The organism is Phycicoccus sp. Root563 (genome assembly GCF_001427915.1).
GTDB lineage: Bacteria > Actinomycetota > Actinomycetes > Actinomycetales > Dermatophilaceae > Pedococcus.
The window spans coordinates 218,325-241,291 of sequence record NZ_LMGM01000001.1; the positions used below are offsets into that span (position 1 = coordinate 218,325).

23 protein-coding genes and 1 tRNA gene are annotated in these 22,967 nt (G+C 71.6%); 10 read left to right on the forward strand and 14 right to left on the reverse strand.

Annotated elements, in window-relative coordinates; genetic code table 11:
• Positions 1–33: 33 nt before the first annotated feature.
• Both ASD62_RS00995 and ASD62_RS01000 read right to left on the reverse strand, forming a co-directional pair.
• On the reverse strand, positions 34–4,125 hold the full coding sequence (locus ASD62_RS00995) for a response regulator (RefSeq protein WP_162254743.1): 4,092 nt from the start codon (positions 4,123–4,125) through the stop codon (positions 34–36).
• Between the two features lie 643 nt (positions 4,126–4,768).
• Complete coding sequence (locus ASD62_RS01000; RefSeq protein ID WP_082580498.1) at positions 4,769–5,536, reverse strand: hypothetical protein; 768 nt, start codon at positions 5,534–5,536, stop codon at positions 4,769–4,771.
• A gap of 32 nt (positions 5,537–5,568) precedes the next feature.
• Between ASD62_RS01000 and ASD62_RS01005 the strand changes: the two genes are divergently transcribed.
• The 5 genes from ASD62_RS01005 (at position 5,569) to ASD62_RS01025 (ending at position 9,872) form a co-directional block, all read left to right on the forward strand.
• Positions 5,569–6,387 carry an ABC transporter ATP-binding protein gene (locus tag ASD62_RS01005; protein WP_056914367.1) on the forward strand — a complete coding sequence of 273 codons (819 nt, stop codon included), beginning with the start codon at positions 5,569–5,571 and terminating at the stop codon, positions 6,385–6,387.
• A 31-nt stretch (positions 6,388–6,418) separates the two neighbouring features.
• Positions 6,419–6,886: an NfeD family protein gene (locus ASD62_RS01010; protein WP_056914368.1), complete on the forward strand. Its 468-nt coding sequence runs from the start codon at positions 6,419–6,421 to the stop codon at positions 6,884–6,886.
• A gap of 3 nt (positions 6,887–6,889) precedes the next feature.
• A complete protein-coding gene (locus ASD62_RS01015) occupies positions 6,890–8,128 on the forward strand; it encodes an SPFH domain-containing protein (RefSeq protein ID WP_056914369.1) in 1,239 nt (412 codons plus the stop codon).
• Positions 8,129–8,199: 71 nt separating this feature from the next.
• Positions 8,200–8,976, forward strand: coding sequence for a sulfite exporter TauE/SafE family protein (locus ASD62_RS01020; protein ID WP_056914370.1), 777 nt, complete (start codon positions 8,200–8,202; stop codon positions 8,974–8,976).
• An 86-nt stretch (positions 8,977–9,062) separates the two neighbouring features.
• Positions 9,063–9,872 (forward strand): RNA methyltransferase, encoded by an 810-nt coding sequence (locus ASD62_RS01025; RefSeq protein ID WP_056914371.1) that lies wholly within the window; start codon positions 9,063–9,065, stop codon positions 9,870–9,872.
• A gap of 21 nt (positions 9,873–9,893) precedes the next feature.
• On the opposite strand, the gene ASD62_RS01030 is transcribed toward ASD62_RS01025, so the two are convergent.
• From ASD62_RS01030 to ASD62_RS01050, 5 genes are read right to left on the reverse strand one after another with little or no spacing between them, the layout of a single operon-like run.
• On the reverse strand, positions 9,894–10,442 hold the full coding sequence (locus tag ASD62_RS01030; RefSeq protein WP_056914372.1) for a YbhB/YbcL family Raf kinase inhibitor-like protein: 549 nt from the start codon (positions 10,440–10,442) through the stop codon (positions 9,894–9,896).
• A gap of 36 nt (positions 10,443–10,478) precedes the next feature.
• Positions 10,479–10,874: a DUF3037 domain-containing protein gene (locus ASD62_RS01035; RefSeq protein WP_056917067.1), complete on the reverse strand. Its 396-nt coding sequence runs from the start codon at positions 10,872–10,874 to the stop codon at positions 10,479–10,481.
• Positions 10,871–11,638, reverse strand: a complete 768-nt coding sequence (locus ASD62_RS01040) for a HipA family kinase (protein WP_056914373.1) — start codon at positions 11,636–11,638, stop codon at positions 10,871–10,873. The genes ASD62_RS01035 and ASD62_RS01040 overlap by 4 nt, the downstream gene beginning before the upstream one ends.
• 35 nt (positions 11,639–11,673) lie before the next feature.
• Positions 11,674–12,897, reverse strand: a complete 1,224-nt coding sequence (locus ASD62_RS01045) for an MFS transporter (RefSeq protein WP_056914374.1) — start codon at positions 12,895–12,897, stop codon at positions 11,674–11,676.
• Positions 12,898–12,914: 17 nt separating this feature from the next.
• Positions 12,915–13,358 carry a MarR family winged helix-turn-helix transcriptional regulator gene (locus ASD62_RS01050; protein WP_056914375.1) on the reverse strand — a complete coding sequence of 148 codons (444 nt, stop codon included), beginning with the start codon at positions 13,356–13,358 and terminating at the stop codon, positions 12,915–12,917.
• Positions 13,359–13,490: 132 nt separating this feature from the next.
• On the opposite strand from ASD62_RS01050, the gene ASD62_RS01055 reads away from it, so the two are divergent.
• Entirely contained in the window at positions 13,491–13,955 is a 465-nt protein-coding gene (locus tag ASD62_RS01055; protein WP_056914376.1) for a peroxiredoxin, read from the forward strand.
• Between the two features lie 32 nt (positions 13,956–13,987).
• Here the strand turns inward: ASD62_RS01055 and ASD62_RS01060 are convergent, their stop codons facing one another.
• The 5 genes from ASD62_RS01060 to ASD62_RS01080 form a co-directional block, all read right to left on the reverse strand.
• The gene (locus tag ASD62_RS01060) at positions 13,988–15,523 is read right to left on the reverse strand and encodes an ATP-dependent DNA ligase (protein ID WP_056914377.1); all 1,536 of its coding nucleotides are present in this window, start codon (positions 15,521–15,523) and stop codon (positions 13,988–13,990) included.
• A 36-nt stretch (positions 15,524–15,559) separates the two neighbouring features.
• Complete coding sequence (ald, locus tag ASD62_RS01065; RefSeq protein WP_056914378.1) at positions 15,560–16,678, reverse strand: alanine dehydrogenase; 1,119 nt, start codon at positions 16,676–16,678, stop codon at positions 15,560–15,562.
• 94 nt (positions 16,679–16,772) lie between these two features.
• The gene (locus tag ASD62_RS01070; RefSeq protein ID WP_056914379.1) at positions 16,773–16,958 is read right to left on the reverse strand and encodes a hypothetical protein; all 186 of its coding nucleotides are present in this window, start codon (positions 16,956–16,958) and stop codon (positions 16,773–16,775) included.
• Positions 16,959–17,070: 112 nt separating this feature from the next.
• Positions 17,071–17,256, reverse strand: coding sequence for a hypothetical protein (locus tag ASD62_RS19980; protein WP_157581183.1), 186 nt, complete (start codon positions 17,254–17,256; stop codon positions 17,071–17,073).
• A gap of 136 nt (positions 17,257–17,392) precedes the next feature.
• Complete coding sequence (locus ASD62_RS01080) at positions 17,393–18,574, reverse strand: phosphodiester glycosidase family protein (RefSeq protein WP_056914381.1); 1,182 nt, start codon at positions 18,572–18,574, stop codon at positions 17,393–17,395.
• 265 nt (positions 18,575–18,839) lie between these two features.
• Between ASD62_RS01080 and ASD62_RS01085 the strand changes: the two genes are divergently transcribed.
• The 3 genes from ASD62_RS01085 to ASD62_RS01095 all read left to right on the forward strand — a co-directional run bounded on the left by ASD62_RS01085 (position 18,840) and on the right by ASD62_RS01095 (position 21,390).
• Positions 18,840–18,927: transfer RNA gene (locus tag ASD62_RS01085), tRNA-Leu, on the forward strand.
• A 71-nt stretch (positions 18,928–18,998) separates the two neighbouring features.
• The gene (locus tag ASD62_RS01090) at positions 18,999–20,342 is read left to right on the forward strand and encodes a M20/M25/M40 family metallo-hydrolase (protein ID WP_056914382.1); all 1,344 of its coding nucleotides are present in this window, start codon (positions 18,999–19,001) and stop codon (positions 20,340–20,342) included.
• Positions 20,343–20,475: 133 nt separating this feature from the next.
• Positions 20,476–21,390 carry a hypothetical protein gene (locus ASD62_RS01095; RefSeq protein ID WP_056914383.1) on the forward strand — a complete coding sequence of 305 codons (915 nt, stop codon included), beginning with the start codon at positions 20,476–20,478 and terminating at the stop codon, positions 21,388–21,390.
• Here ASD62_RS01095 and ASD62_RS01100 read toward each other — a convergent pair.
• Positions 21,365–21,550, reverse strand: coding sequence for a DUF5703 family protein (locus ASD62_RS01100; protein WP_056917068.1), 186 nt, complete (start codon positions 21,548–21,550; stop codon positions 21,365–21,367). The genes ASD62_RS01095 and ASD62_RS01100 overlap by 26 nt on opposite strands.
• A 38-nt stretch (positions 21,551–21,588) precedes the next feature.
• Here ASD62_RS01100 and ASD62_RS01105 point away from each other — a divergent pair, with 38 nt between their 5' ends.
• The gene (locus tag ASD62_RS01105; protein WP_056914384.1) at positions 21,589–21,984 is read left to right on the forward strand and encodes a hypothetical protein; all 396 of its coding nucleotides are present in this window, start codon (positions 21,589–21,591) and stop codon (positions 21,982–21,984) included.
• Positions 21,985–22,003: 19 nt separating this feature from the next.
• On the opposite strand, the gene ASD62_RS01110 is transcribed toward ASD62_RS01105, so the two are convergent.
• The gene (locus ASD62_RS01110; RefSeq protein ID WP_056914385.1) at positions 22,004–22,942 is read right to left on the reverse strand and encodes an aldo/keto reductase; all 939 of its coding nucleotides are present in this window, start codon (positions 22,940–22,942) and stop codon (positions 22,004–22,006) included.
• Positions 22,943–22,967: the final 25 nt, after the last annotated feature.

The window sequence follows — 22,967 nt, forward strand, 5'->3', positions numbered from 1 at the left end:
CCCGGGCGCCGGGTCACGATGGCCCTGAGGGGTTCAGGATGTCTCCGCGGGCTCATCTCCTGCCGCGGCGGTCAGGGATGTCACGGCGCGGCCGTACTCCCGCCGGATGTCGCTGAGAAGTGCCATCGAGACGGGCTGGCCAGCCATGGCGGTCGCCTCGGCTTCAGCCGCCAGCTCGGCGAGTCGGCGCGCCGCCAGGTTCCCGCTGCTTCCTCGCAGCGAGTGGCTGATCCGAGTCACCTCGTCTCCGTGGCCGGCCCGCGCCGCGGCCTCGAGCGCGTCGATGCGGGCGGCGGCCGTCTCGGCGAACGTCGCGACCAGGTTGTCGAAGAACTGCGGCCCGAGCTGGACGAGCTCCGCCAGGAGGTCAGGGTCGAGCACCTCCTCATCGGCAGCGAACTCCCCGACGGCGGGTTCGTCGGGGACCGCATTGGTCGCGTCATGACCCACCCAACGGCCCAGAGTCGCCGCCAACACGTCCGTGTGCAGCGGCTTGGAGAGGAAGTCGTCCATGCCTGCGGCCCGGCACCGCTCCCGGTCGGTATCCAGCGCCGAGGCGGTCAGCGCGATGATGGGAATACCGGCTGCCGAACGGGCTGCCCGGATCTGCTGCGTGGCGGCGAACCCGTCCATGACGGGCATCTGGCAGTCCATCAAGACCACGTCGTAGCGGCCGCCGATGACCATTTCGACCGCCTGCCGACCGTTTTCCGCGACGTCCACCGTGAAGCCCAGCGAGGTCAGCATGCCGATCGCGACCTTCTGGTTGACGAGGTTGTCCTCCGCGACGAGCACATGGCCGCGTCCGGCCGCGGACGCCCGCAGCGCGGTCTCGGGGGTGTCCCGCTCACATGTGGTCAAGAGATCGAGCAGGCATTCGTACAAGGCCATCTCGCGGACCGGCTTGACGAGGTAGGCGTCGACCCCGGCCGACTTCGCCCAGGTGCGCTCGGCCCCCTCCGAGCTCGAGGTCAGCATGACCATCGGGGTGGTGGCAAGGTCGGCGTCGGCGTGCACCTCGGCGGCAACCTCGAGCCCATCCTTGCCGGGCATGTGCATGTCGAGCAGCACCAAGCTGTAGGGCTGTCCGTCCCGGACTGCCTCGCGCAGCTCCACCAGGGTCCCTCGAGGGTCGGCCAAGGATGTCGGTCGCAGCGACCACGAGGTGAGCAGCTGCTCCAGCACCTTGCGGTTGGTGGCGTTGTCGTCGACCACGAGAACGCGGGCGCCGGCGAGGTCGGCAGGCGCCGGCTTCGTCGCCGGAAGCGAGGTCGCGGCAGGTAGTGGCAGCTCGAAGAAGAAGGTTGACCCGTGCCCCAGCTCACTCTGGACGTGTAGGGAGCCCCCCATCAGCTCCACGAGCTGCCGGCTGATCGTCAGGCCGAGACCGGTCCCCCCAAAGCGGCGGGTCGTTGAGGCGTCGGCCTGCTGGAAGGCCTCGAACAGCCGCCCCTGCTGGTCGGGGCTGATGCCGATCCCCGTGTCCTGAACCGCGATGCGCACATGCGTGGGGTCGACTTCTCCGGGTGCCACCGAGACAACCACCTCCCCGCGGTCGGTGTACTTCACGGCGTTGCCGACGAGGTTGGTCAGCACCTGGCGCAGCCGGTGCGGGTCGCCGTGCGCCGCGGCGGGGACGCCTGGGTCGACGAGCACGACGAGCTCGGTTCCCCGGCCATGGGCTGCGGGTGCCATGAGGGCCGACACCTCTTCCACGAGGCGCCTCAGCTCGAAGTCCACCGCCTCGAGCTCGAGCAGGCCCGCCTCGATCTTCGAGAAGTTCAAGATGTCGTCGATGACCGTGAGCAGTGCCTCGGCTGAGCTCGCGATGGTGTCGGCGTAGTCGCGCTGCACGGGGTCCAGCGAGGTGGACCGCAGCAGGGACGTCATGCCCAGCACGCCGTTCATGGGGGTTCGGATCTCGTGGCTCATGTTCGCCACGAACTCCGATTTCAGCCGTGAGGCCTGGAGCGCGGCGTCCCGTGCTTCGGCCACCTCATTCTGCTGTCGCGTTCGCTCGCTGACGTCCCTGACAAAGGCGTTCCATGAGGGTGCTCCGGGGGTGGTGCTCTGCCACAGGGTGACCTCGGCCGGAAAGCGGTGGCCATCCGCGTGCATGGCCTCGACCTCGACTCGCCGACCCCGTTGGGGCTCCGGCTTGTCGACGACCACACCGACGACACTGGTGTGGCTGCGCAGCGCCGGTCGCGCCTCGGGCGGGATGACCAGGTCGGCCAGATCAGCACCGAGGACGGTCTCGCGGTTGTGGCCGAAGACGGTGGTGGCTGCGCTGTTCCAGGCGGTGACCCGGCCATCAGCGTCCACCGAGACGAAGGCGTCACCCGCCGCCTCGAGGACGCCGCGCAGGTGCTCCTCCCGTTCGCCGAGGACCGCCTCGGCCTCGCGTCGCCGGTTGTGAGCGCGCACGGCCAGCAGCATTCCGCCCAGCAGAACCTGCCCGAGCAGCACGGCGGCTGAGATCAACCGAGCGCTCTGGCGCCGCTGGCCCGCCAAGGCGACGTCATCGGAGATTTCCGCGACCACCGCCCAGCGCGAACCGCCGACCGGCCGGTAGGAGGAGAGGGAGGCTCCGTCCTCACCCTGCCCCTCGACAGTTCCGGAGCGGCCGGTCAGTGCGTCTGCAACCCGCCGGTCATCGGCGACCGGGAGGCCTGCGGCCTCGCTTCCAGTTCCCGCCAGCAGGTGTCCCGCCTGATCAGTGATGGTCAGACGCACACCTTGCACGTCGGCCAACTGCTCGGAGAACGCCTTGATGGCGCCCATTCGGTACCCCAACGCCACGACGCCGAGAACCCGGCCGTCCGCCGCGCGGACCGCGCGGCTGGCGCTGATCACCCGCTCGTGCGGTGGGGCTGCTCTGGTGTACGCCTCCGACACGTACGCCCTGTCCTGGTCAAGGGCGCCGCGGAAGTAGCCTCGGTGGGCGAAGCTGTGCCCCACCACCGACGTCGCGGCGGGGCGGATGGCGAGCAGGTCGCCCGCCGGGTCGAGCACCCAAGCAGCGCTGAGGTCTGGATACGCCGCGTACAGCGACTGCATCTGGAGGTTCAGCGCGGTGACATCCGGGCCACCGGGCGCCCGCAGCGCCCCCACCACGGCGGGACGGTCGGCATAGGAGGAGACCAGCGTCTCAAGGCTGCGCAGCTTCTCCCCGATGTACTGGGCGCTGACCGAGGCGGTCACCTCCATCCGGTCGCGCACCTCGGCGCGCATCGTGGCCTCGGACTGATACACCGCAACGTACGCCAGGCCCGCCAGAGGCAGCAGTGCCAGCACCATGAAGCCAGCCACGAACCGGACGGCCGACCACCGCACCGCGGCCCGGGCCGCCGCGGATGACGAGCCCTCGACGACGAGCCCGCGGACGAGCGCGAGGACGGTGATCACCACCGAGCCGATGGCGATGATGAGCACGTGATGAGCGACTCCCTTGGCGGCGTACACCACCAGCAGCACGGGCAGCGGCACCACGACCACGGCGACGGCGACCGGGCCGAATGCCCGCTGCCAGCGCCCCGATCCTCGGCGGACATGGCGGTCCGGCAACAGCGCCGCAGCACCCACTGCGACGTAGCCCGCCAGCCAGAGGATGAACAGCGGGCCATCAGACCGGAACGAGCCGCGCAGCACCTGCACCGCGTACACGATGTCGCCGACCGCCTGCGCCACCACCCAGAGAGCGAGAAGCCAGGTGCGTGGGCCGCGGAGATCGGCGAACAGGACTCGGGCGGCGACCGCGACCAGCAGCACGTCGACGACCAGGTACGTCAGCAATGCGGAGCGCACCTCGCCGGACACTCCAGCGGTCGGCGCGGAGGGCTGCACCAGCACCCACACCAGCACCCCGAAGCCGACGCCGAGCATCCCAGCGTCCAGGAGCGCGACGCGGTCGCGCCGCCGCCACCCCACCAAGGTCACCAGCCCCGCCGCCGAGACCAGGTACGACAGCACGAAGAGGGCGTCTGCACCGGCCTTGGAGGGATCAACGCCACCGATCCACCACGGGTCCAAGCGCATCCAAGCCCAGGCAGCAGCGGACAGCACGCTCCCCACGGCGAGCGCCCACCAGGCCGGTGCGCGCGCCAACCGGTGCAGGCGGGCCACCGTGGTCACGGTGGCGCCAGCGATCACCGGGACGGCTACCAACCCCACCGTCCGTACCGTCTCGGAAGGTCCGCCGAAGAAGAGAGCGCAGCAGATCAGCTGGAGGACAAAGTACCCAACGAGCCAGCGGTCAGGAGCCCTGACGCCGCGCATGGACAAGCGGGCAACTCGAGGGACGTGGAGAATCATCGCTCGCCGGTGCGGCAGCCTGCAGGGAGGACATGGGCGCTACCGTCCCCGTCCCGACGCCCAGGAGCCCACGAGGGTGGGCGCCATGGCTCGGGTCGCGGAGGGGTGTGTGGCCGACCAGAGGAGCGGATGTCGGATGACCGGTGGCTGCCGTGATGCCGGTTGAAGGTGTCTGATGCAATCCGGGCCAAGCTGATCGGGCCCTCACACCGGTCCGGTAGCCGGACGGTGGTCCTCGGCCGGGCTCGTCTGGGTGGTGGACCCGGTCGCTCGCAGAACATGGAGCGAGTCTGGCGTAGGCACGCAGACCCCTGACAGCCGCGAAGCGCGGCCCCCTAGCCGATTCGCGCCGGTTGAGGCGGGGTGGCCGTCACTCGGGCGCAGGCAGGGGCCTCGGCCGAACTGAGCAGTCCTGGTGACCCACCCCTGTAACGCGTTGCCGACCGGATCGGGCTCAGGCCGGTCGCCAGCCGGCCAGCACGGCGCACGCGGCGTTCGTGGCGTCGGCCAGCGCGTGGTCGGCCGCCCGCTGCAACCTGAGCAGCAGCGAGTGCCGGGATGCTGCCGTGGCGGCGTTCAACGCCCCGTCACCGGTCTCGATGGCGACGTCGACGACGTGGCCCACTGTCCCGGCGAGGGCGATCACCTGAGCCGCTCGTCCCGGGAGCCCGCCGGGTAGGCCCCACCGCCCACCGAGCGCGGCATCGGCCATCTCCCGCGCTGCCGACCGGGCGAACGGCTGTCCGCCCAGGGCGTCGAGGTGCTCCGTGGCCACCCGCAGCTCCTCGCGCAGGTGCCGCTCGAGCTGCGACGCCTCGAGCGCCTCGATGCGGTGGCGGGGAACCGGTTCGGAGTCGTATGCGGTCCAGTCCACCCGGGTGCCCACGTCCAGCCCACCCCGGGCGTCGTCCCCGAACGACGAGATCGACGGCACCAGCATCCCGCCGAGGGCCGGGACGAACACCGCCTCCCCTCCGGCTGCGGCGGCGCCGAGGGCGTCGGCCGACGCGCGGGGGAGTCCGGCGAGGTCGCCCGGAGCGGGCAGGGAGACGAGGAGCGCCTGCTCGCCGAGGTCGCGCCATACGGACAGGCGGTCGAGGTCGCCGTCGACGTGGTCGATGTCGGGCAGTGCCCGCCGCACCGCGTCCTCCAAGGGCGAGCCGGTCGCCCACGCGTGCGTGGTCCACAGCGAAAGGCGCACGGAGGCAGGGAGTTCGGGCACCCGATCATGCTAAGCCGATAGGGTCCGGTGCCATGAGTGACGTCCTTGAGTTCGCCGGGGTGAGTGTGGTCCGCGGCCACACGACCCTTCTCGACGACCTCACGTGGGAGGTCGAGGAGGGCCAGCGCTGGGTCGTCCTCGGCCCGAACGGCGCGGGCAAGACCACGTTGCTGCAGCTGGCCTCGGGCCGGATGCACCCCACGCGCGGCGTCGCCGGCGTCCTGGGCGAGGTGCTGGGCGCCGTCGACGTCTTCGAGCTCCGACCCCGGATCGGCCTGGCCTCCGCCGCCCTGGCCGAACGCATCCCGAACGACGAGGTCGTGCACAACGTCGTCGTGACCGCCTCGTACGGCGTGGTCGGGCGGTGGCGCGAGACGTACGAGAACTTCGACCACGCCCGGGCCTTCGAGCTCCTCCAGGCCCTCGGCGCCGACCACCTCGCCGACCGGACGTACGGCACGTTGTCGGAGGGTGAGCGCAAGCGGGTGCAGATCGCGCGCGCCCTGATGACCGACCCCGAGCTGATGCTCCTCGACGAGCCCGCGGCCGGTCTCGACCTCGGCGGTCGCGAGGACCTGGTCCGCCGGCTCGGCGAGCTGGCGGGCGACGTCGACGCCCCCGCGCTGGTGCTGGTGACCCACCACGTCGAGGAGATCCCCCCGAACTTCACCGACGTGCTGCTCCTGCGCGAGGGCCGGATCGTCGCGCAGGGCCCGGTCGAGATCACCCTGACCGAGGAGAACCTGTCGGCCACCTTCGGGATGCCGCTGGAGCTGGAGCGTCGCGGGGAGCGCTGGTCGGCCCGGCTCAAGGTCGCCGCAGGAACGACTGGGGCATCCCCCTCGTCCTAGAGTTACCGCACACGAACAGAAGGGGGCACTCATGGACGTCTTCGCGGACAACCCGTGGTTGGCGTGGTTGGGGATCGCCCTGATCCTTGCGGCGATCGAGGTCGCCACGGTCGACTTCGTGTTCCTGATGCTGGCCGGCGGGGCGCTGGCCGCCTCCGCTGCCTCGGCGCTGGGAGTGCCCTTCCCGTTGCAGGTGGTCGTCGCCATCGTCGTGGCGCTGCTGCTGCTCGGGGTGGTCCGGCCCATGATCAAGAAGAAGTTCATGGTGTCCGAGGCGAGTCACGACATCGGGGCGGCGAGCATGGTCGGCCGCCACGGCCGGGTGCTCCAGACGGTCACGGCGACCGATGGTCGCGTCAAGGTGGCAGGGGAGACGTGGTCGGCTCGCACCGTCCGTGACGGTGCCACGTGCCAGCCCGGCCAAGAGGTCCGGGTTGTATCCATCGAGGGGGCCACCGTGATCGTCACCGACGACGCGGCGGGTCAGAAATCGGAGTAAGTCGTGGACTTCAGTGCAGGCTTCGTTGTCCTGCTGATCCTGGTGGCGTTCGCGCTCATCGTGCTCTTCCGCACGGTGCGCATCGTCCCGCAGCAGACAGCGCTGATCATCGAACGGCTCGGTCGCTACTCACGCACCCTCGAGGGAGGCATCCACATCCTGGTGCCCTTCGTCGACAAGGTCCGCGCCAACGTCGACCTGCGTGAACAGGTCGTCTCCTTCCCGCCGCAGCCCGTCATCACGTCCGACAACCTCGTGGTCAACATCGACACGGTCATCTACTACTCCGTCATCGACGCCAAGTCCGCGGTCTACGAGATCGCCAACTTCATCCAGGGCATCGAGCAGCTCACCGTCACCACGTTGCGCAACGTCATCGGCTCGCTCGACCTCGAGCAGACGCTGACCAGCCGCGACCAGATCAACGCCCAGCTGCGCGGCGTCCTCGACGAGGCCACCGGCAAGTGGGGCATCCGCGTCAACCGCGTCGAGCTGAAGGCGATCGACCCGCCGCACTCGGTCCAGGAGTCGATGGAGAAGCAGATGAAGGCCGAGCGTGAGCGTCGTGCCCAGATCCTGTATGCCGAGGGCACCAAGCAGTCGGCCATCCTCACCGCCGAGGGCGAGAAGCAGAGCCAGATCCTGCGCGCCGAGGGTTCGGCCCAGGCCCGCATCCTCGAGGCGCAGGGCCAGGCCCGCGCCATCCAGCAGGTCTTCGACGCGATCCACCGGGGCAAGCCCACCCAGAAGCTGCTGGCCTACCAGTACCTCCAGGTGCTGCCGCAGATCGCGCGGGGCGACTCCAACAAGATGTGGATCATCCCCAGCGAGCTCACCGACGCCCTGCGCGGCATCGGTGGCGCCCTGGGTCAGGCGGACGCGCCACGCCCGGACGACCAGGGCGACGACGGCGAGTGGGTCGACCCCGGTCCGATGCAGGACGCCTTCGACGAGACCACGCTCGAGGACCCGATGCAGGCCCTCGCCGAGGCCCGCGGGCAGGCGGGTCGGGCCAGCCGCGAGGCGACCGAGCACGCCAACCCGGTCAAGCGGGTGGCACCGCCGATCCCGCCGTCGGCCGACGCCGTGCCGGAGTTCGAGCCGCCCACGGCACCGACGACTCCGGCGGACCCCGAGCCCGCTCCGCCCGCGCCTCCCACCGCGCCGCCGGCTCCTCCCACCGTCCCTCCCACCGAGCCGCCCGCGGCTCCGGAGGACGGTCCGCGCGCCCCGGGCGCCTGACCACGCGGCATACCTCGTCCGAGCGCCGCCCCCGCACATGCGGGGGCGGCGCTCGTCGTTAGGGTTCTGGGATGTCCGTTCTTGAAGCCCTCGGGATCCTGCTCGCGGGCCTCGGCGCCGGTGCCATCAACACCGTCGTCGGCTCGGGCACCCTCATCACCTTCCCGACCCTGCTGTTCTTCGGCTTCCCACCCGTGGTGGCGAACGTGTCCAACACGCTGGGCCTCGTGGCCGGCGGCATCACGGGCGTGCACGGGTACCGGCACGAGCTGAAGGGGGCCGGCCCGACCCTCAAGCGGCTGGCGCCGGCGTCGTTGGTGGGCGGGGTGATCGGGGCGGTGCTGCTGCTCGTGCTGCCACCCGAGGCGTTCACGGCGATCGTGCCGGTGCTCATCGGGCTGGGGCTGCTCCTGGTCCTCCTCGGCCCCCGTCTCAACCGTCGGGCGGCCGAACGCCGCGAACGAGGCGTGACGGCCCAGGTCGCCTGGCACGGACCTGCCCTCGTGGCCGGTGTGCTCGTCGGTGGCATCTACGGCGGGTACTTCGGCGCTGCACAGGGCGTCATCCTCATGGGGCTGATGAGCGCGCTGACGACCGACCCGATCCAGCGCCTCAACGGCTACAAGAACGTGCTCGCCACCATCGTCAACGCCGTCGCAGCCGTGACCTTCATGCTCGTCGCCTGGGACCAGATCAACTGGGCGGCGGCGGGACTCATCGCGATCGGGGCGTTCGCAGGAGGATGGGTCGGTGGCAAGGTCGGGCGCCGCCTGCCGCCGGTGGCGCTCCGTGGGGTCATCCTCGTCGTCGGCGTCGTGGGGATCGTCAAGATCGTCTGGTTCAGCTGAGCCCCGACCTCGTATGCCGCCGGCGGCAGCTCCCGCCGCAGGCGCCGGTGCCCGGCCGGCCTCCGTCGTGTCCTAGCCTGCTGGCCGTGCCCATCGCGATCACCACCCCCGACGACGAGCGACTCGCCGACTACGTGTCGCTCACGGACGTGGCGCTGCGGCGTCGCACCGAGCCGGAGCGGGGGCTCTACATCGCGGAGTCCGAGAAGGTCATCCGGCGGGCCCTGGCCGCGGGACACCGGCCGCGCAGCTACCTCATGGCGCAGCGTTGGCTGACCGACCTCGCGGACCTCGTCGAACGGGCCGAGGCGGACGGCGTACCCGTGTTCGTCGGCGAGCACGACGTCATCGAACAGCTCACGGGCTTCCACCTGCACCGCGGGGCACTGGCGTCGATGCAGCGGCCCGTCCTGCCCACCGTGGCCGAGGTCGTCCGCGACGCCCGCCGGGTCGTCGTCCTCGAGGACATCGTCGACCACACCAACGTGGGAGCTGTCTTCCGTTCGGCTGCCGCCCTCGGCGTCGACGCGGTGCTGGTGACCCCGCGGTGTGCGGATCCGTTGTACCGCAGGGCGATCCGGGTCTCGATGGGCACGGTCTTCCAGGTGCCGTGGACCCGGATCGACCCGTGGCCCGGTGGGATCCAGGACCTGCGTGACCTCGGGTTCACCGTGGCCACGCTGGCCCTGGCCGACGACGCAGTCAGCCTCGACGACCTGGCCGCCGACCCGCCCGAGCACCTGGCGCTGGTCCTCGGCACGGAGGGTGACGGCCTGTCGCGGCGGACGCTCGAGGCTGCCGACCTCACGGTCACGATCCCGATGGCGGGGGGAGTCGACTCGCTCAACGTCGCGGCAGCAGGCGCGGTCGCAGCCTGGGCGCTGCGACCGCGCTGATCGAGCCGACGACGGCGGAGGTCAGCCGTTCTGGTACGTCGCCGAGACGACGCCGCGCGCCAGGGTGTGGAAGCCGGTGTTGAAGGCGGCCACGGCGGGGGACACCGAGTCGTCGATGCCGAGGTCATCGGTGTCGAGGGCGCTGACCGCGAACAGGTACCGGTGGGCCCGGTCCCCCTCGGGCGGGGCGGCGCCGCCGAAGGCCTTCGTCCCGTAGTCGGTGGCCGTCATGAAGGCTCCCTCGGGCAGGGATGCGCCACCTTCGGCGCCTGCGCCCTCCGCCAGCTCGGTGGTGTCGGCGGGGATGCCGACGACGACCCAGTGCCAGAAGCCCGACGGGGTCGGCGCGTCCGGGTCGAAGCAGGTGACGACGAACGACTTCGTGCCCTCGGGTGCCCCGCTCCAGGACAGCTGCGGCGAGGTGTTGCCGCCGCTGAAGCCCCAGTCGTCGAACACGTGCGCGTCCGGGAGCGTCCCTCCGTCCTCGAAGGAGCTGCTGCTCACGGTGAGTGCGGGCACCTGCGGGAGCAGGTCGTAGGGGTTGGGGGCGACGGGGCGCTCGAGAGTCATGCCCCGAACCTAACCCGCGCCGCGGTGCGCAACCACTCAGCCGACGAGGCGCTCCACCAGGGCGGCGAGCGAGGCGGCTGGGTCCTGCGTGAGGCCGCCGTGGATCGGGCCGGGCTGCACCACGGTGCTGCGAGGTGCGCTCAACCACCCGAACCGGCGTCCCAGCCCGCCCAGGGTGGGCAGACCCCCGCCGGTGACCCCACGGCACACCTGGCAGACCGTCTCGAGCGCGTCACCGACCGCGGCGGCGTCCACCTCGGGGAAGAGCGTCCGGAGCCGGTCCTCGTCGACGCGGTAGGCGGCCTCGAGGAACTCGGCGCCCTGGGAGTAGAGGATGACGCCCACGTTGACGAACTCCTCACGCTCGACGCGGGGGACGCAGCGCAGGGTGACGTACTGGTAGCCGTGCCGGGTCGGTGCCTGCCCGGTCATGACGGCGCACCCGGCAGCCATGCGGCAGGGTTGGCCACCCGCGCCTGGAAGTGCTCACGGTACGCCGCGCGCACCTCGGCGGGGGAGTCGAGGCCGGGGGCGGGCTCCAGCCACTCGTCGGGCACCAGCGCGGTGACCGAGTCCAGCAGCTCGGTCGTCAGCAACGGTGAGAGCCGCTCATGGGCTGCAGCCGGGTCCGCCGCGACGTCGCGCAGCACGTGGGTGCTCGCGTCGAACGGCTGGGCGGCGAACCGCTCCGGGTTGGCGCCGCGACCGGGCCAGCCGTGGTGGAAGTACAGCGCTGCGCCGTGGTCGATGAGCCACGGCTTGCGGTGCCAGACGAGGAGGTTGGGGTTGCTCCACGTGCGGTCGACGTTCGCCGTGAGGGCGTCCAGCCACAGCACCTGCGAGGCCACCTCGGGAGCGGGAGGGCGCGAACCGTCGTACCCGAACGAACCGGGGAGGAAGTCGATGCCGAGGTTGAGCCCGAGGCTCGCGGTGAGCAGGTCCTGGACCTCCTCGTCGGCCTCGTACTTCGCGATGGGCGACTGCAGGTCGACGACGGCGAGCCGCGGGACGTCCAGCCCGAGGGCCCGCGCCAGCTCACCGACGAGCACCTCCGCGACGAGCACCTTGAGCCCCTGGCCGGCGCCGCGGAACTTCAGCACGTAGGTGCCGAGGTCGTCGGCCTCGACGATGCCGGGAAGTGACCCGCCCTCCTTGAGGGGGGTCACGTACCGGGTCGCCGTGATCTGTGCGAGCACGGCGCCAGCCTAGGGGGCGGGGGAGCGGCCCCGGGTCAGGCGTCGCCGACCGTGACGGCCTCGGCCTCGAGGTCGCGCTCCTCGATCGTGCGCTCGGTGGTGGCGTGGCCGTGCACCTCGTCGGTCGCCATCACCTCCCGACGGGCGGTGAGCAGCACGAGCACCGCGAGCACGACGGCTCCGGAACCCACCCAGAAGGGGATGTGCACCGAGCGCTCACCGAGCTTGCCGGCGAGGTATGGCGCGACGGCACCCCCGCCGAAGCGGACGAAGCTGTAGGCCGCGGAGGCGACCCCGCGCTCGACCGGCGAGACCTTCATGACCGTCTCGGTGATGAGGGTGTTGTTGATGCCGAGGAACGCTCCGGCGACGATGACGCCAGCGACGAGGACCGGCTTGTGCTCGGTACCGATCGCCATGGCCGCGAGCACGATCGCGAAGCCGATGAGCGCCCCGACGATGCCGGGCAGCGTGCCGAACCGGCGCTGCAGCCGCGGGGCGACGACCACCGAGGTGAAGGCGAGCAGCACGCCCCAGCCGAAGAAGACCAGGCCGACCTCGTGGGCGCCCATGGCGAGCGGGAACGGCGTGAAGGCGAGCAGCGTGAAGAAGCCGAAGTTGTAGAGCAGGGCGGTGATGCCGACGATCAGCAGTCCTCGGTGCGAGAGCGCCTTGAGGGGCGCGGCGAGGCTGGTGCCGCCGCCGGTCGGCTTCGTCGGGGGCAGGGTGGCCACGATGCCGATGAAGGCGATGGCCATGAGCGCGGAGACGCCCCAAAAGGGCCAGCGCCACGAGTGGCCGCCGAGCCAGCCACCGAGCAGCGGACCGGTGGCGATCCCGACCCCCAGCGCGGCTTCGTAGAGGATGATCGCCTGGCCGACCGACCCTCGGGCGGCGCTGACGATCGTGGCCAGGGCGGTGGCGATGAACAGCGCGTTGCCGAGGCCCCACACCGCGCGGAAGGCGACGATGCCGCCCACGGAGTCCTGGGCCCCGGCGAGGCCGGCGCCCACGATGATGACGAGCAGGCCGACGAGCAGGGTGCGCTTGGCCCCGACCCGGCTGGACACCCAGCCGGTGCCGAGCATGGCCACTCCCATGACGGCCATGTAGCTGGTGAACAGCAGCGACACCTGCGAGGCGCTGGCCCCGAGGTCGTCGGCGATGGGCTTGAGGATGGGGTCGACGAGGCCGATGCCCATGAAGGCGATGACACAGGCGAAGGCGACGGACCAGACGGTCCTGGGTTGGCGCCACATGAGTGGTGGACGTCCTTTCAGTGGTGGGTGTCGGTGCGGGCGGCCCGGAGGAGCAGGTCGTCCAGGGCGGCGACGGCGGCGCGCAGCTGCGCGACCTCCGACTCGTCCAGGCTGGCGAGGGTGGGGGAGAGGACCGCGGCGCGAGCCCGTCGGATCTCCTCGAGCGTGTCCCGGCCGGCCGGCGTCAGCGACAGCAGGCTGGCCCGGGCGTCGGCGGGGTCGGGGACCCGTCCCGCCCACCCCTGGGACTCGAGGCGCTGCAGCGCGGTCGACATCGTCGGCTGGCTGCAGTGGTCGGCCTCGGCCAGCGCGCTCACGCGGGCCGGGCCGAGCTCGTCGAGCAGGGCCAGGAGCCGCGCCTGGGCGTACGACACGTCGAACGCGGCGAGTCGCGAGGCCCAGCGGGACAGCCGGGCAGCAGACCGCAGCAGGTCGTTGGCAACCGTCTCCCTCGGGTCCATGGTCCCAGTTTACATAGTTCACCTATATAAACCAATCCGGCCGGTCGGTCGTGGCGAACTGCTCCCGGACGTGCAGGGTCCATCCGATCCTGCGCACCGCCCGGACCGACCGACCGCAGCAGGAGGCACCCCATGAAGTCACTTCGCATCGGAGAGCTCGCACCGGAGTTCGAGCTTCCCGACCAGGGCGGTCGGACCCGCAGCCTGACCGGCCTGCTGGAGGAGGGGAGTGTCGTGCTCTTCTTCTACCCCGCAGCGCTCAGCGGCGGCTGCACCAAGGAGGCGTGCCACTTCCGCAACCTGCGCGCCGAGTTCGCCGCCGTGGGTGCCCAGCCGGTCGGCATCAGCATGGACACCGTCGAGGCGCAGTCGCAGTTCGACGGCAAGGAGTCGCTGGGCATGCCGCTGCTCTCCGATGCCGACGGTGCCGTGGCGACGGCCTTCGGGGTGCGCCGGAAGTACATCACCCCCGTGAAGCGCGCGACCTTCGTCATCGCCCCCGACCGCAGGATCATCGAGGTCATCGAGTCCGAGTGGAGCATGGAGAAGCACGCCGACACGGCGCTCCAGGTGCTCGGCGCTGCCGTCAGGCGCTGACGCAGGACCTCCGGGCCGGTGCGGGCTTGCCCTCAGGCGCGCAGGGACCGCACCGTGTCGACGGTGTCGGCCTGCTCGGCGGTCTTGTCGTCGCGGTAGCGGATGACGCGGGCGAACCGCAGCGCCATGCCTCCGGGGTAGCGCGAGGACGTCTGGATGCCGTCGAACGCGATCTCGACCACCTGCTCGGGACGGACGTGCACGACGTGTCCCTTGCGGTGCGTCTCGAGCTCGAGGAACCGCGCCGTCTGCCAGGTGAGGATCTCGTCGGTCATCCCCTTGAACGTCTTGCCCAGCATGACGAATCCACCGGTGTCGGGGTCACGGGCACCGAGGTGGATGTTGGAGAGCCAGCCCTCGCGCCGGCCGCTGCCCCACTCGACGGCCAGGACCACGAGGTCGAGGGTGTGCCGTGGCTTCACCTTCACCCACCCGGCACCTCGGCGCCCGGCGGCATACGGCGCCGACGGTGACTTGACCACCACGCCCTCGTGGCCGTCGGTGACGAGGCGGTGGAAGAACTCGGCAGCCTGAGTCGGGGACGGCGCCAGGGTGCGTGGCACCTGCCACCGCCCGGGCACGAGGTCGGCGAGGCGGGCGAACCGCTCGGTGGCCGGCAGGTCGAGCAGGTCCTCGCCGTCCACGTGGAGCAGGTCGAAGAAGTAGGGGGTGACGGGGACGGTCGCCCTCAGCTCGTCGACCCCGGTGCTGCTCATGGTGCGCGAGGCCGTCTCCTGGAACGGGCGCGGTCGACCGTCCTCGGTCAGCGCGATCGCCTCACCGTCGATGACCAGCCGCTGGGCCGGCAGGGCCAGCACCGCCTCCGCCACCTCGGGCAGCCGGTCGGTGATGTCGTCCAGGGAGCGGGTGAAGAGCCTGACCTCGTCGCCGTCGCGATGGGCCTGGAGGCGGATGCCGTCGAGCTTGCCGTCGACGAAGACCCCGGCCCCGTCGTCAGGGGCGACCTGCTCCCAGGCGGCGTCCACGTCGGGAGCGGAGGCGGCCAGCATCGGGCGCACGGGGCGCCCGACCTCGAGGCCGATCTCCGCCAGCGCGGTGCTGCCGCCGGCCAGCGCGGCAGCCGCCACCGGGCCGGTGTGGCCGGCGAGCATCACGGCCCGCCGGACCTCCGTCTCGGGGACCTCGGACGCCGCGGCGATCGCGGCGAGCATCACGCCGTCGAGGGCGCCCTGGCGGACCTGCCCGGTCACGAGCGCGCGCAGGTAGACCTGCTCGTCCTCGGTGAGCCGCTCGAACAGCTCGACGACCGCGGCGGCCCGCGAGGCCCCGCTGCCGCTGCCGGCGATCGCCCCGATCGAGGTGAGGGCCGCGTCGACCTCGGCCACCGTGACCGACGGCTCCGGGGCCGGGACGGGCAAGGTGGACAGCCCGCGCCAGCTCACGCCGATGCGTCGCTGGGGGAGGACGCCGGACAGGTAGGCGGCGACCGTGGCCGCGTCGCCGGGGCCGGCCGCCCGCAGGGCGTCGGCCACCGCGGCCGTCTTGGCCAGCCTGGAACGGGTCGCGGAGGCCGTGTGGGAGGCGGCGACGACATCGGCGAGGAGCACGCCCCGAACCTAGTCGCCGCCGCCGACAGCCGCCGGTCAGCCGGCGAGCACGTCCGCGAGGTCGACCGAGTCGAACCCGTGGGCCTCCGCAACGGGGGCGTACGTCACGTGGCCGTCGTGGGTGTTGAGCCCGAGGGCGAGTGGACGGTTCGCCGACAGCGCGGCCTGCCACCCCTGGTTGGCGAGCTGCACAGCATACGGGAGGGTCACGTTGGTGAGGGCGTAGGTGCTGGTGTGCGGCACCGCGCCGGGCATGTTGGCGACGCAGTAGAAGACCGAGTTGTGCACCGCGTAGGTGGGGTCGGCGTGGGTCGTCGGTCGGGAGTCCTCGAAGCAGCCGCCCTGGTCGATGGAGATGTCGACGAGCACCGAGCCGGGCTTCATCCGGGAGACCTGCTCGTTGGTGACGAGCTTGGGCGCCTTGGCGCCGGGGACGAGGACCGCACCGATGACGAGGTCGGCGTCGGCGATCGCGCGCTCCACCTCGTAGGCGTTGGAGGCGACGGTCTGGCAGTGGCCCTGGTAGATGGCGTCGGCGTGCCGCAGCTTGCTGATGTCGCGGTCCAGGAGCAGCACCTCGGCCTGCATGCCGAGGGCGATGGCGGCAGCGTTCATGCCGGAGACGCCGGCACCGATGACGACCACCTTCGCGGCGTACACCCCGCTCACACCGCCCATGAGGACGCCACGACCACCCTGCGCGCGCATCAGCGTCTGTGCGCCCACCTGCGGCGCGAGGCGACCCGCGACCTCGGACATGGGGGCCAGGAGGGGCAGTGAGCGGTCGGGCAGCTCGACGGTCTCGTAGGCGATGCCGGTGACCTTGCGCTTGACCAGCTCCTCCGTGAGGGCCCGGTCCGCGGCGAGGTGCAGGTAGGTGAAGAGGGTCTGGCCCTCGCGCATCCGGTGGTACTCCGGCTCGATCGGCTCCTTGACCTTGAGGATCAGGTCCCCGGTGCCCCACACGTCGTCGGCGGTGTCGAGGATCTTCGCGCCGGCTGCGACGTAGTCCTCGTCGAGGATCGAGGAGCCGACTCCGGCGTCCTTCTCGACGTACACCTCGTGGCCCTGGACGACGAGCTCGTGCACCCCCGACGGCGTGATGGCGACCCGGTACTCGTTGTTCTTGACCTCGCGGGGGATCCCGACCTTCATGTGACGCTCCTCCATGGTTCGGCGTGGTCCTCGAACAATGGCGGAGTTGCGGCGCCCTGCCAACCTCCGTCGGCAGGTCCGTGCTCGCGACGGCTCAGGCGGCCAGCCGCTCGGAGTGACCGAGGGCGTCGACGAGGGCCTGTCGCCACGAGACCACCTCGTGGCCGGTGCGGCAGGAGGCGCCGCCGCACGAACACATCCAGACCCAGCTACCGGTCGTCGCGCGGAACACCATCGGGTGGTGGTGGGCGACGTTCCTGCGGTGCGAGCGGACGGTCATGGCAGGTTCCTGGGTGGGACGGGCGGACGGTGTGGTTCCAGTGATGAGGAGGCGTCGGACGCGTTCCAGATACACGGGCCGGCCGGGTGGGGGTCCCCGACACGGTGGTGGCTCAGGGAGCGACTGCGGAGGAGTGGTTGAGCGCACCGATCAGGGCGACCCTCCAGGGCGTTGCCTCGCGGGTGGTGCGGCACGAGGCGCCGCCACAGGAGCACGCCCAGACCCAGCCACCCTGGCTGGAGCGCTGGACGCGGGGGTGGTGGAGGGCTGAGGACCGGTGGGCCGTGCGGGTGTTCACGTGTCGAAGGTAGGACGCGTGCCAGCACGCCCACGCGTCGCCGCGCCGTGGGTCGGCCACCCTCGGGAGGCATCCCACCCGAACGGACGAGGCCGGTATGGGGAGTTGTCACCACCCCGGCGTAGGGGCGGTGGGCTCAGCCGGCGCTGAAGACGTTCGGGACCGCGCGCTGCGCCTCGGAGAGACCGCGGTCCAGCCGGACGACGGTGCCCGAGGGCAGCCGCGCCAGCATCGTCGTGGAGCCACCCCCGTCGAGGTTGGTGGCGTTCCAGGCGCCCAGCTTCTGGAGGTAGTCGGCCATCTGGTGGATCGTCGCGCCGCCGTAGCGGACGCCGTTGACCGTGGCCCGTCCGGAGACCGTCACGAACAGCAGGTCGCCGGCCTTGGTCCAGCCGATCGCGGTCCGCGGGCGGAGCAGCTCGTCGCGGGCACCGCAGGTGCCGCCGTTCTTCACCCCTGCGTTGAGGTAGCGGGCACCCCGGCCCACCGCCTCCCAGACGGCGATGGACGCGTCCGTGTGGGCGGCATACGACACGGACACGGCGTTGCCCACGCGGAGGCTGGACAGCCAGGTGGCGGTCGCACCGGTGCCGGTGAGGATCGTCTGCCCGGAGGCCGGCACCTTGCCGCGGCTCGTGCCGGTCCGCAGCGCGACCACCTTGCCCCCGACGACGACGACGTCCACCGAGCCGTAGGGGCGCGACTGCGAGCCCCAGGCAGTCGTGTAGACGGTGACGCCCTCGGTCACGGCCTGCCAGTTGAGTCCGGTGACGGTGCGCGCGCCCTTGCTGCCGGCCGAGGCCGAACCGGTGAGCCAGAGCTTGGTCGGCACCGACGCACCGCTCTTGCTCACGGCGATGACGGCGTCCTTGACCGAACGCGCCTTGGTGACCTGGCCCCCGACCATCTGCGGCAGGTCGGGCAGTGCGCCCCGAGTGGGGTCGAAGACCCCACCGTTGACCATGACGACCGCGCCGGGGGCCCCCTTGAGGTAGGCCGACGGCGTGCTGGCCTTGGTGAGCGCAGCCGCTGCCCTGACCCGCGGGTGCAGCGCCGACGACGCCGGAACGCGCACGACGACGATGCGGGTCGACGCCTGGGGGTTGCTCGGGGTGGGGCCGGTGTCCCAGATCCTGGCGCTGAGGCCGCCGGCCAGCCTGGTCGTCGTCGGCGTCCGCGACAGGAGGGCCGGCGTCGCCCGGCAGGTCGCTGCCGTGGCGCTCGTCGCCACCGGGGCGGTGACCAGCAGGGCGCCGGCGAGGGCGGGGACGAGCAGGGGGGCGACGGCGCGCAGACCGCGGGCGGGGGAGCTGGGCACGAGGGGTCCTGGGGGCTGCGGGGGACGGAGGGCCCCCACGCTAGGTCGGCCCGCCGCCGGGCGTGGGGTGGTCGCAGAGGGTCGATCCGTTCGGACGAGGGGGTATGGCGCACGGACCCCCGGGTGGGTGCCGGTCGACGGTGGACGCACGTCCGATTCGTGCCGGATTTTCGTTGGGACCGAGGCGGTTTGGGAGTTGTGGCCGCTGACGTGTATCGTTCCGGGTCGCAGCAGGCGCTCCTCTGGAGCGTGTGTGAAACACCTTGTCCGGGTGGCGGAATGGCAGACGCGCTAGCTTGAGGTGCTAGTGCCCTTTATCGGGCGTGGGGGTTCAAGTCCCCCTCCGGACACCAGCGTGACGAAGGACCTCCAGGCGACTGGGGGTCCTTCGTCGTTTCCCTCCCGCGCGCCTAGTGTGGACGGCATGAGCGACGTCACCAGCCCTGCCCGCGAAGTCGAAGGTCCCGTCGACGAGGTCGTCCGGATCTGCCGGGACCTCATCCGCATCGACAGCACGAACTACGGGGACGGCAGCGGACCGGGGGAGAAGGAGGCGGCCGCCTACGTCGTCGCCCAGCTGCGTGAGGTCGGCCTGGATCCGACCGTGGTCGAGAGCGACCCCGGCCGCACGAGCGTCATCGTGCGGGTCGAGGGCGAGGACCGCAGCCGCCCGGCCCTGTGCATCCACGGCCACCTCGACGTGGTGCCGGCCAACGCCGCCGACTGGCAGGTCGACCCGCTGAGCGCCGAGCTGCGCGACGGGTGCGTCTGGGGACGCGGAGCCGTGGACATGAAGGACATGGATGCCATGATCCTGGCCAACATCCGCGACCTCGCCCGCCGCGGCGCCAAGCCGCCGCGGGACGTCGTCTTCGCCTTCTTCGCCGACGAGGAGGCCGGTGGGGTCAAGGGTTCGCACCATGTCGTGAAGACCCGGCCCGAGCTGTTCGACGGGGTGACCGAGGCCGTCAGCGAGGTGGGGGGCTACAGCGTCACCGTGCCCACCAAGGACGGAGAGCAGACCCGCGCGTACCTCGTGCAGACCGCCGAGAAGGGGATCCTCTGGCTGCGCCTCGTGGCCACCGGACGCGCCGGCCACGGCTCGGTCCCGAACCCCGACAACGCGATCGTCCACCTGGCCGAGGCGATCAGCCGGATCAACGCGCACAAGTGGCCCCGCGAGTACATCGCGTCGGTCCGCGAGCTGCTCGACGGGCTGAGCGACCTCACCGGCACGAGCTACTCCGACGAGGACCTCGACGAGCTGCTCGAGCACCTCGGAGGCGCCCAGGGGTTCGTCCGAGGGACGTTGCAGGACACCGCGAACTTCACGATGGCCGAGGCCGGCTACAAGCACAACGTCATCCCGCAGAGCGCCAGCGCCGCGCTCGACTGCCGCTTCCTCCCCGGTCACGACGAGGACCTGCTCGCGACGATCCGCGAGCTTGCCGGCGACAAGGTCGAGGTGCAGGTCGTCCACCGCGACATCGCCCTCGACTCGCCCTTCGAGGGTGAGCTGGTCGACGCGATGACCGCCGCGCTGCTCGCCGAGGACCCGGGTGCGCAGGTCCTGCCCTACTGCCTCTCCGGCGGCACGGACAACAAGGCCCTGAGCACCCTGGGCATCACCGGCTACGGCTTCGCCCCGTTGCAGCTCCCCGCCGACCTGGACTTCGCCCCGATGTTCCACGGCATCGACGAGCGGGTGCCGGTGTCGGCCCTCGAGTTCGGCGCCAAGGTGCTCCAGCGCTTCATCGCCACCTGCTGACAGGAGGTGTGGCGTGTGGCCCGGCTGCGCGCCATACCGGCCTCTCGCACGCGTTTGCTACTGACCCGTAGCGTTCGCCCCGCTGTCTCGTTTGACCGGATACAACCCCCGTGTGTCCGGCAAAGGAGCCACCATGACTCGGCGTCGTCCCCGCCTGCTCGCCCTTCGTTCGGCCGCTGCCCTCAGCGTGGCCGTCGCGCTGTGCGGCCTGGCCACCTCGCCGTCGCACGCGCTGGGGCTGCCCGAGCCCGTGAGCACGGCCGTCGGTGGGGTCACCTCCACGGTGAAGGGTGCCACCGGGGGTCTCGGGCTGCCGGTTCCCGGGGCGACCAGCACGGCCCCGACCGGGACGGGTTCGCCGACCTCGTCCGCCCACCCTTCCTCGTCGGGCACCGGCACCGCTCACGGCCCGAGCGCGACGTCGTCCGGGGCCTCGGGCAAGGGTGCGGGTTCATCCGGTGGCAGCGCGCCTGCCGACGGCGCGGTCGTGGACTCCCCGGCAGCCACCGTCTGCCTCATCCCCACGGGCGGTTCGTCACCCGCGGTGCGCGTCGACCTCGAGGCGGCGGGGGTGGACCTGTCCTCGCCGCTGGTCAAGCAGTTCCCCCAGGCCCTCGCGCCCTGCCCCAAGGGGGCCGTGCCCGCCGGCGACCACGTCCTGTCGATCGACGCGACGGTCAAGGGCCTCCTGGGTGCCTGTGTGCGGGTGACCCGCCAGGTCGTGCCGGTGCAGACCACCCTTGTCGTGCTCGACCGCGACCTCATCAAGGAGCTCACGGCCGCCGGTGTGCCGCTCCAGCGCCTCGTCGTGCCGTGCCCCCGTGGTGCCGGGGCTCCGCCCGCCGGGCACACGCCGTCCTCGGGCACCCCGGGTCACCCCGCCGCCGGCCGCACCCCGGGCGCGGCCTCGGCCCTGCCCGCCGGTCTGGCCTTCACGGGCACCGACCCGGTCCCGATGGCCCTGGTCGGTGCAGGCCTGCTGTGGCTCGGGGTGCTGTTGACCCGACGCGCCCGGGTGGCCCTCAGGACGAACGCGGCACGCGGATGATCTTGCGCCGCAGCCAGGTCCGCTGGATGCCCCCGAGGTAGATCCGGGTCCGGTGCAGCTCCCAGTGGCCGTACTCGGCGTGCTCCACCAGGGCGCGCCTGATCTCGGAACGGCTGTCTCCTCGCGTGAAGCTCACCACGCGGTACTCGTACTCGACCATCGACGCCATTGTCACCCAGAACCCGCTACGGTCGGCACATGACCGCAGACCCGCGTGGCGCGCTGGCCGACCTCGTCGCCGCATTCGAGCGGCACCTCGAGGCCTCCGCCTCCAAGCGCGGGGAGGACGATCCGACGGTCATCGCGACGTACGACGACCTCGCCGACGCCTTCGCCTCCTACGACGACGCCCTGCTCCAGGCCTATGGCGAGATGACGCCCCTGGACATCTACGACGGCGATGACGAGGACGACGACGAGGACGACGACGAAGAGCTCGACGACCACTCCGACGAGGACGGCGACGGCACGGTCTACTCGGGGCTGGACGACGCGGACTACGACGACGACTCCGACGACGACTCGGACGATGACGACGCGGATGACGACGACGACCAGGGCCACTCCCACGACGCGGACCACGCGCAGGGCTGAGGCGCGCTGAGGCCGACCGTCAGTCGGACACCTCGTCCAGTGCGGCCACGAGCTCGGCCGGCAGCTCGAGCTGCTCGCTCGCCAGCGACGTGCGCAGCTGGGCCGTGGTCCGGGCACCGACGACGGGGCTGACCACCCCGGGCCGGTCGCGCACCCACGCCAGGGCCACCTCGGTGGTGCTGACCTCGAGGCCCTTGGCCGCGATGGCGAGGGCCTCGACGATGTTGGTGCTGCGGTCGTCGAGGTAGCGGGCGGTGAAGCGCGGGAAGTCGCGGGAGGCGGCTCGGGAGTCGGCAGGGATCCCGTGCCGGTACTTGCCGGTGAGCACGCCTCGCCCGAGCGGCGACCACGGCAGGATGCCGAACCCCAGGGCCTGCGCGGCCTCGAGCAGGTCGGGCTCCGGGTTGCGGTTGACCAGGGAGTACTCGACCTCGTTGGCCACCAACGGAACTCGCGCCTGCTCGAGCAGCGAGAACGCCCGGGCGCTCTGCCACCCGCTGAAGTTGGACACGCCGACATACCTCGCACGCCCGGTCGCCACCGCCCACTCCAGGGCTGACAGGGTCTCGGTGAGCGGCGCCTCGTCGGACCAGGTGTGCACCAGCCACAGGTCGACGTGGTCGGTGCCGAGGCGTTCCAGCGAGGTGTCCAGCTGGCGCAGGAGGCTGTGGCGCGAGGTGTCGACGACCCGCTGCCCCGAGCGGCGCGAGATCCCGGACTTGGTGCAGAGCATGACGTCCTCGCGGTCCACGGCGTCGCCCATGAGCCGGCCGATGATCTCCTCGGCCGCACCGTCGGAGTAGCCGTGGGCGGTGTCGAGGAGGTTGCCCCCGGCGTCGAGGAAGGTCCGGAGCTGCTCGCGGGCATTCTCCTCGTCGGTGGTGCGGCCCCAGGTCATCGTGCCGAGGGCCAGCCGGGACACGGACAGGCCTGAGGTCCCCATTCGTCGCTGGCGCATGGTCACTCACCGTAGTCGCCGGGGT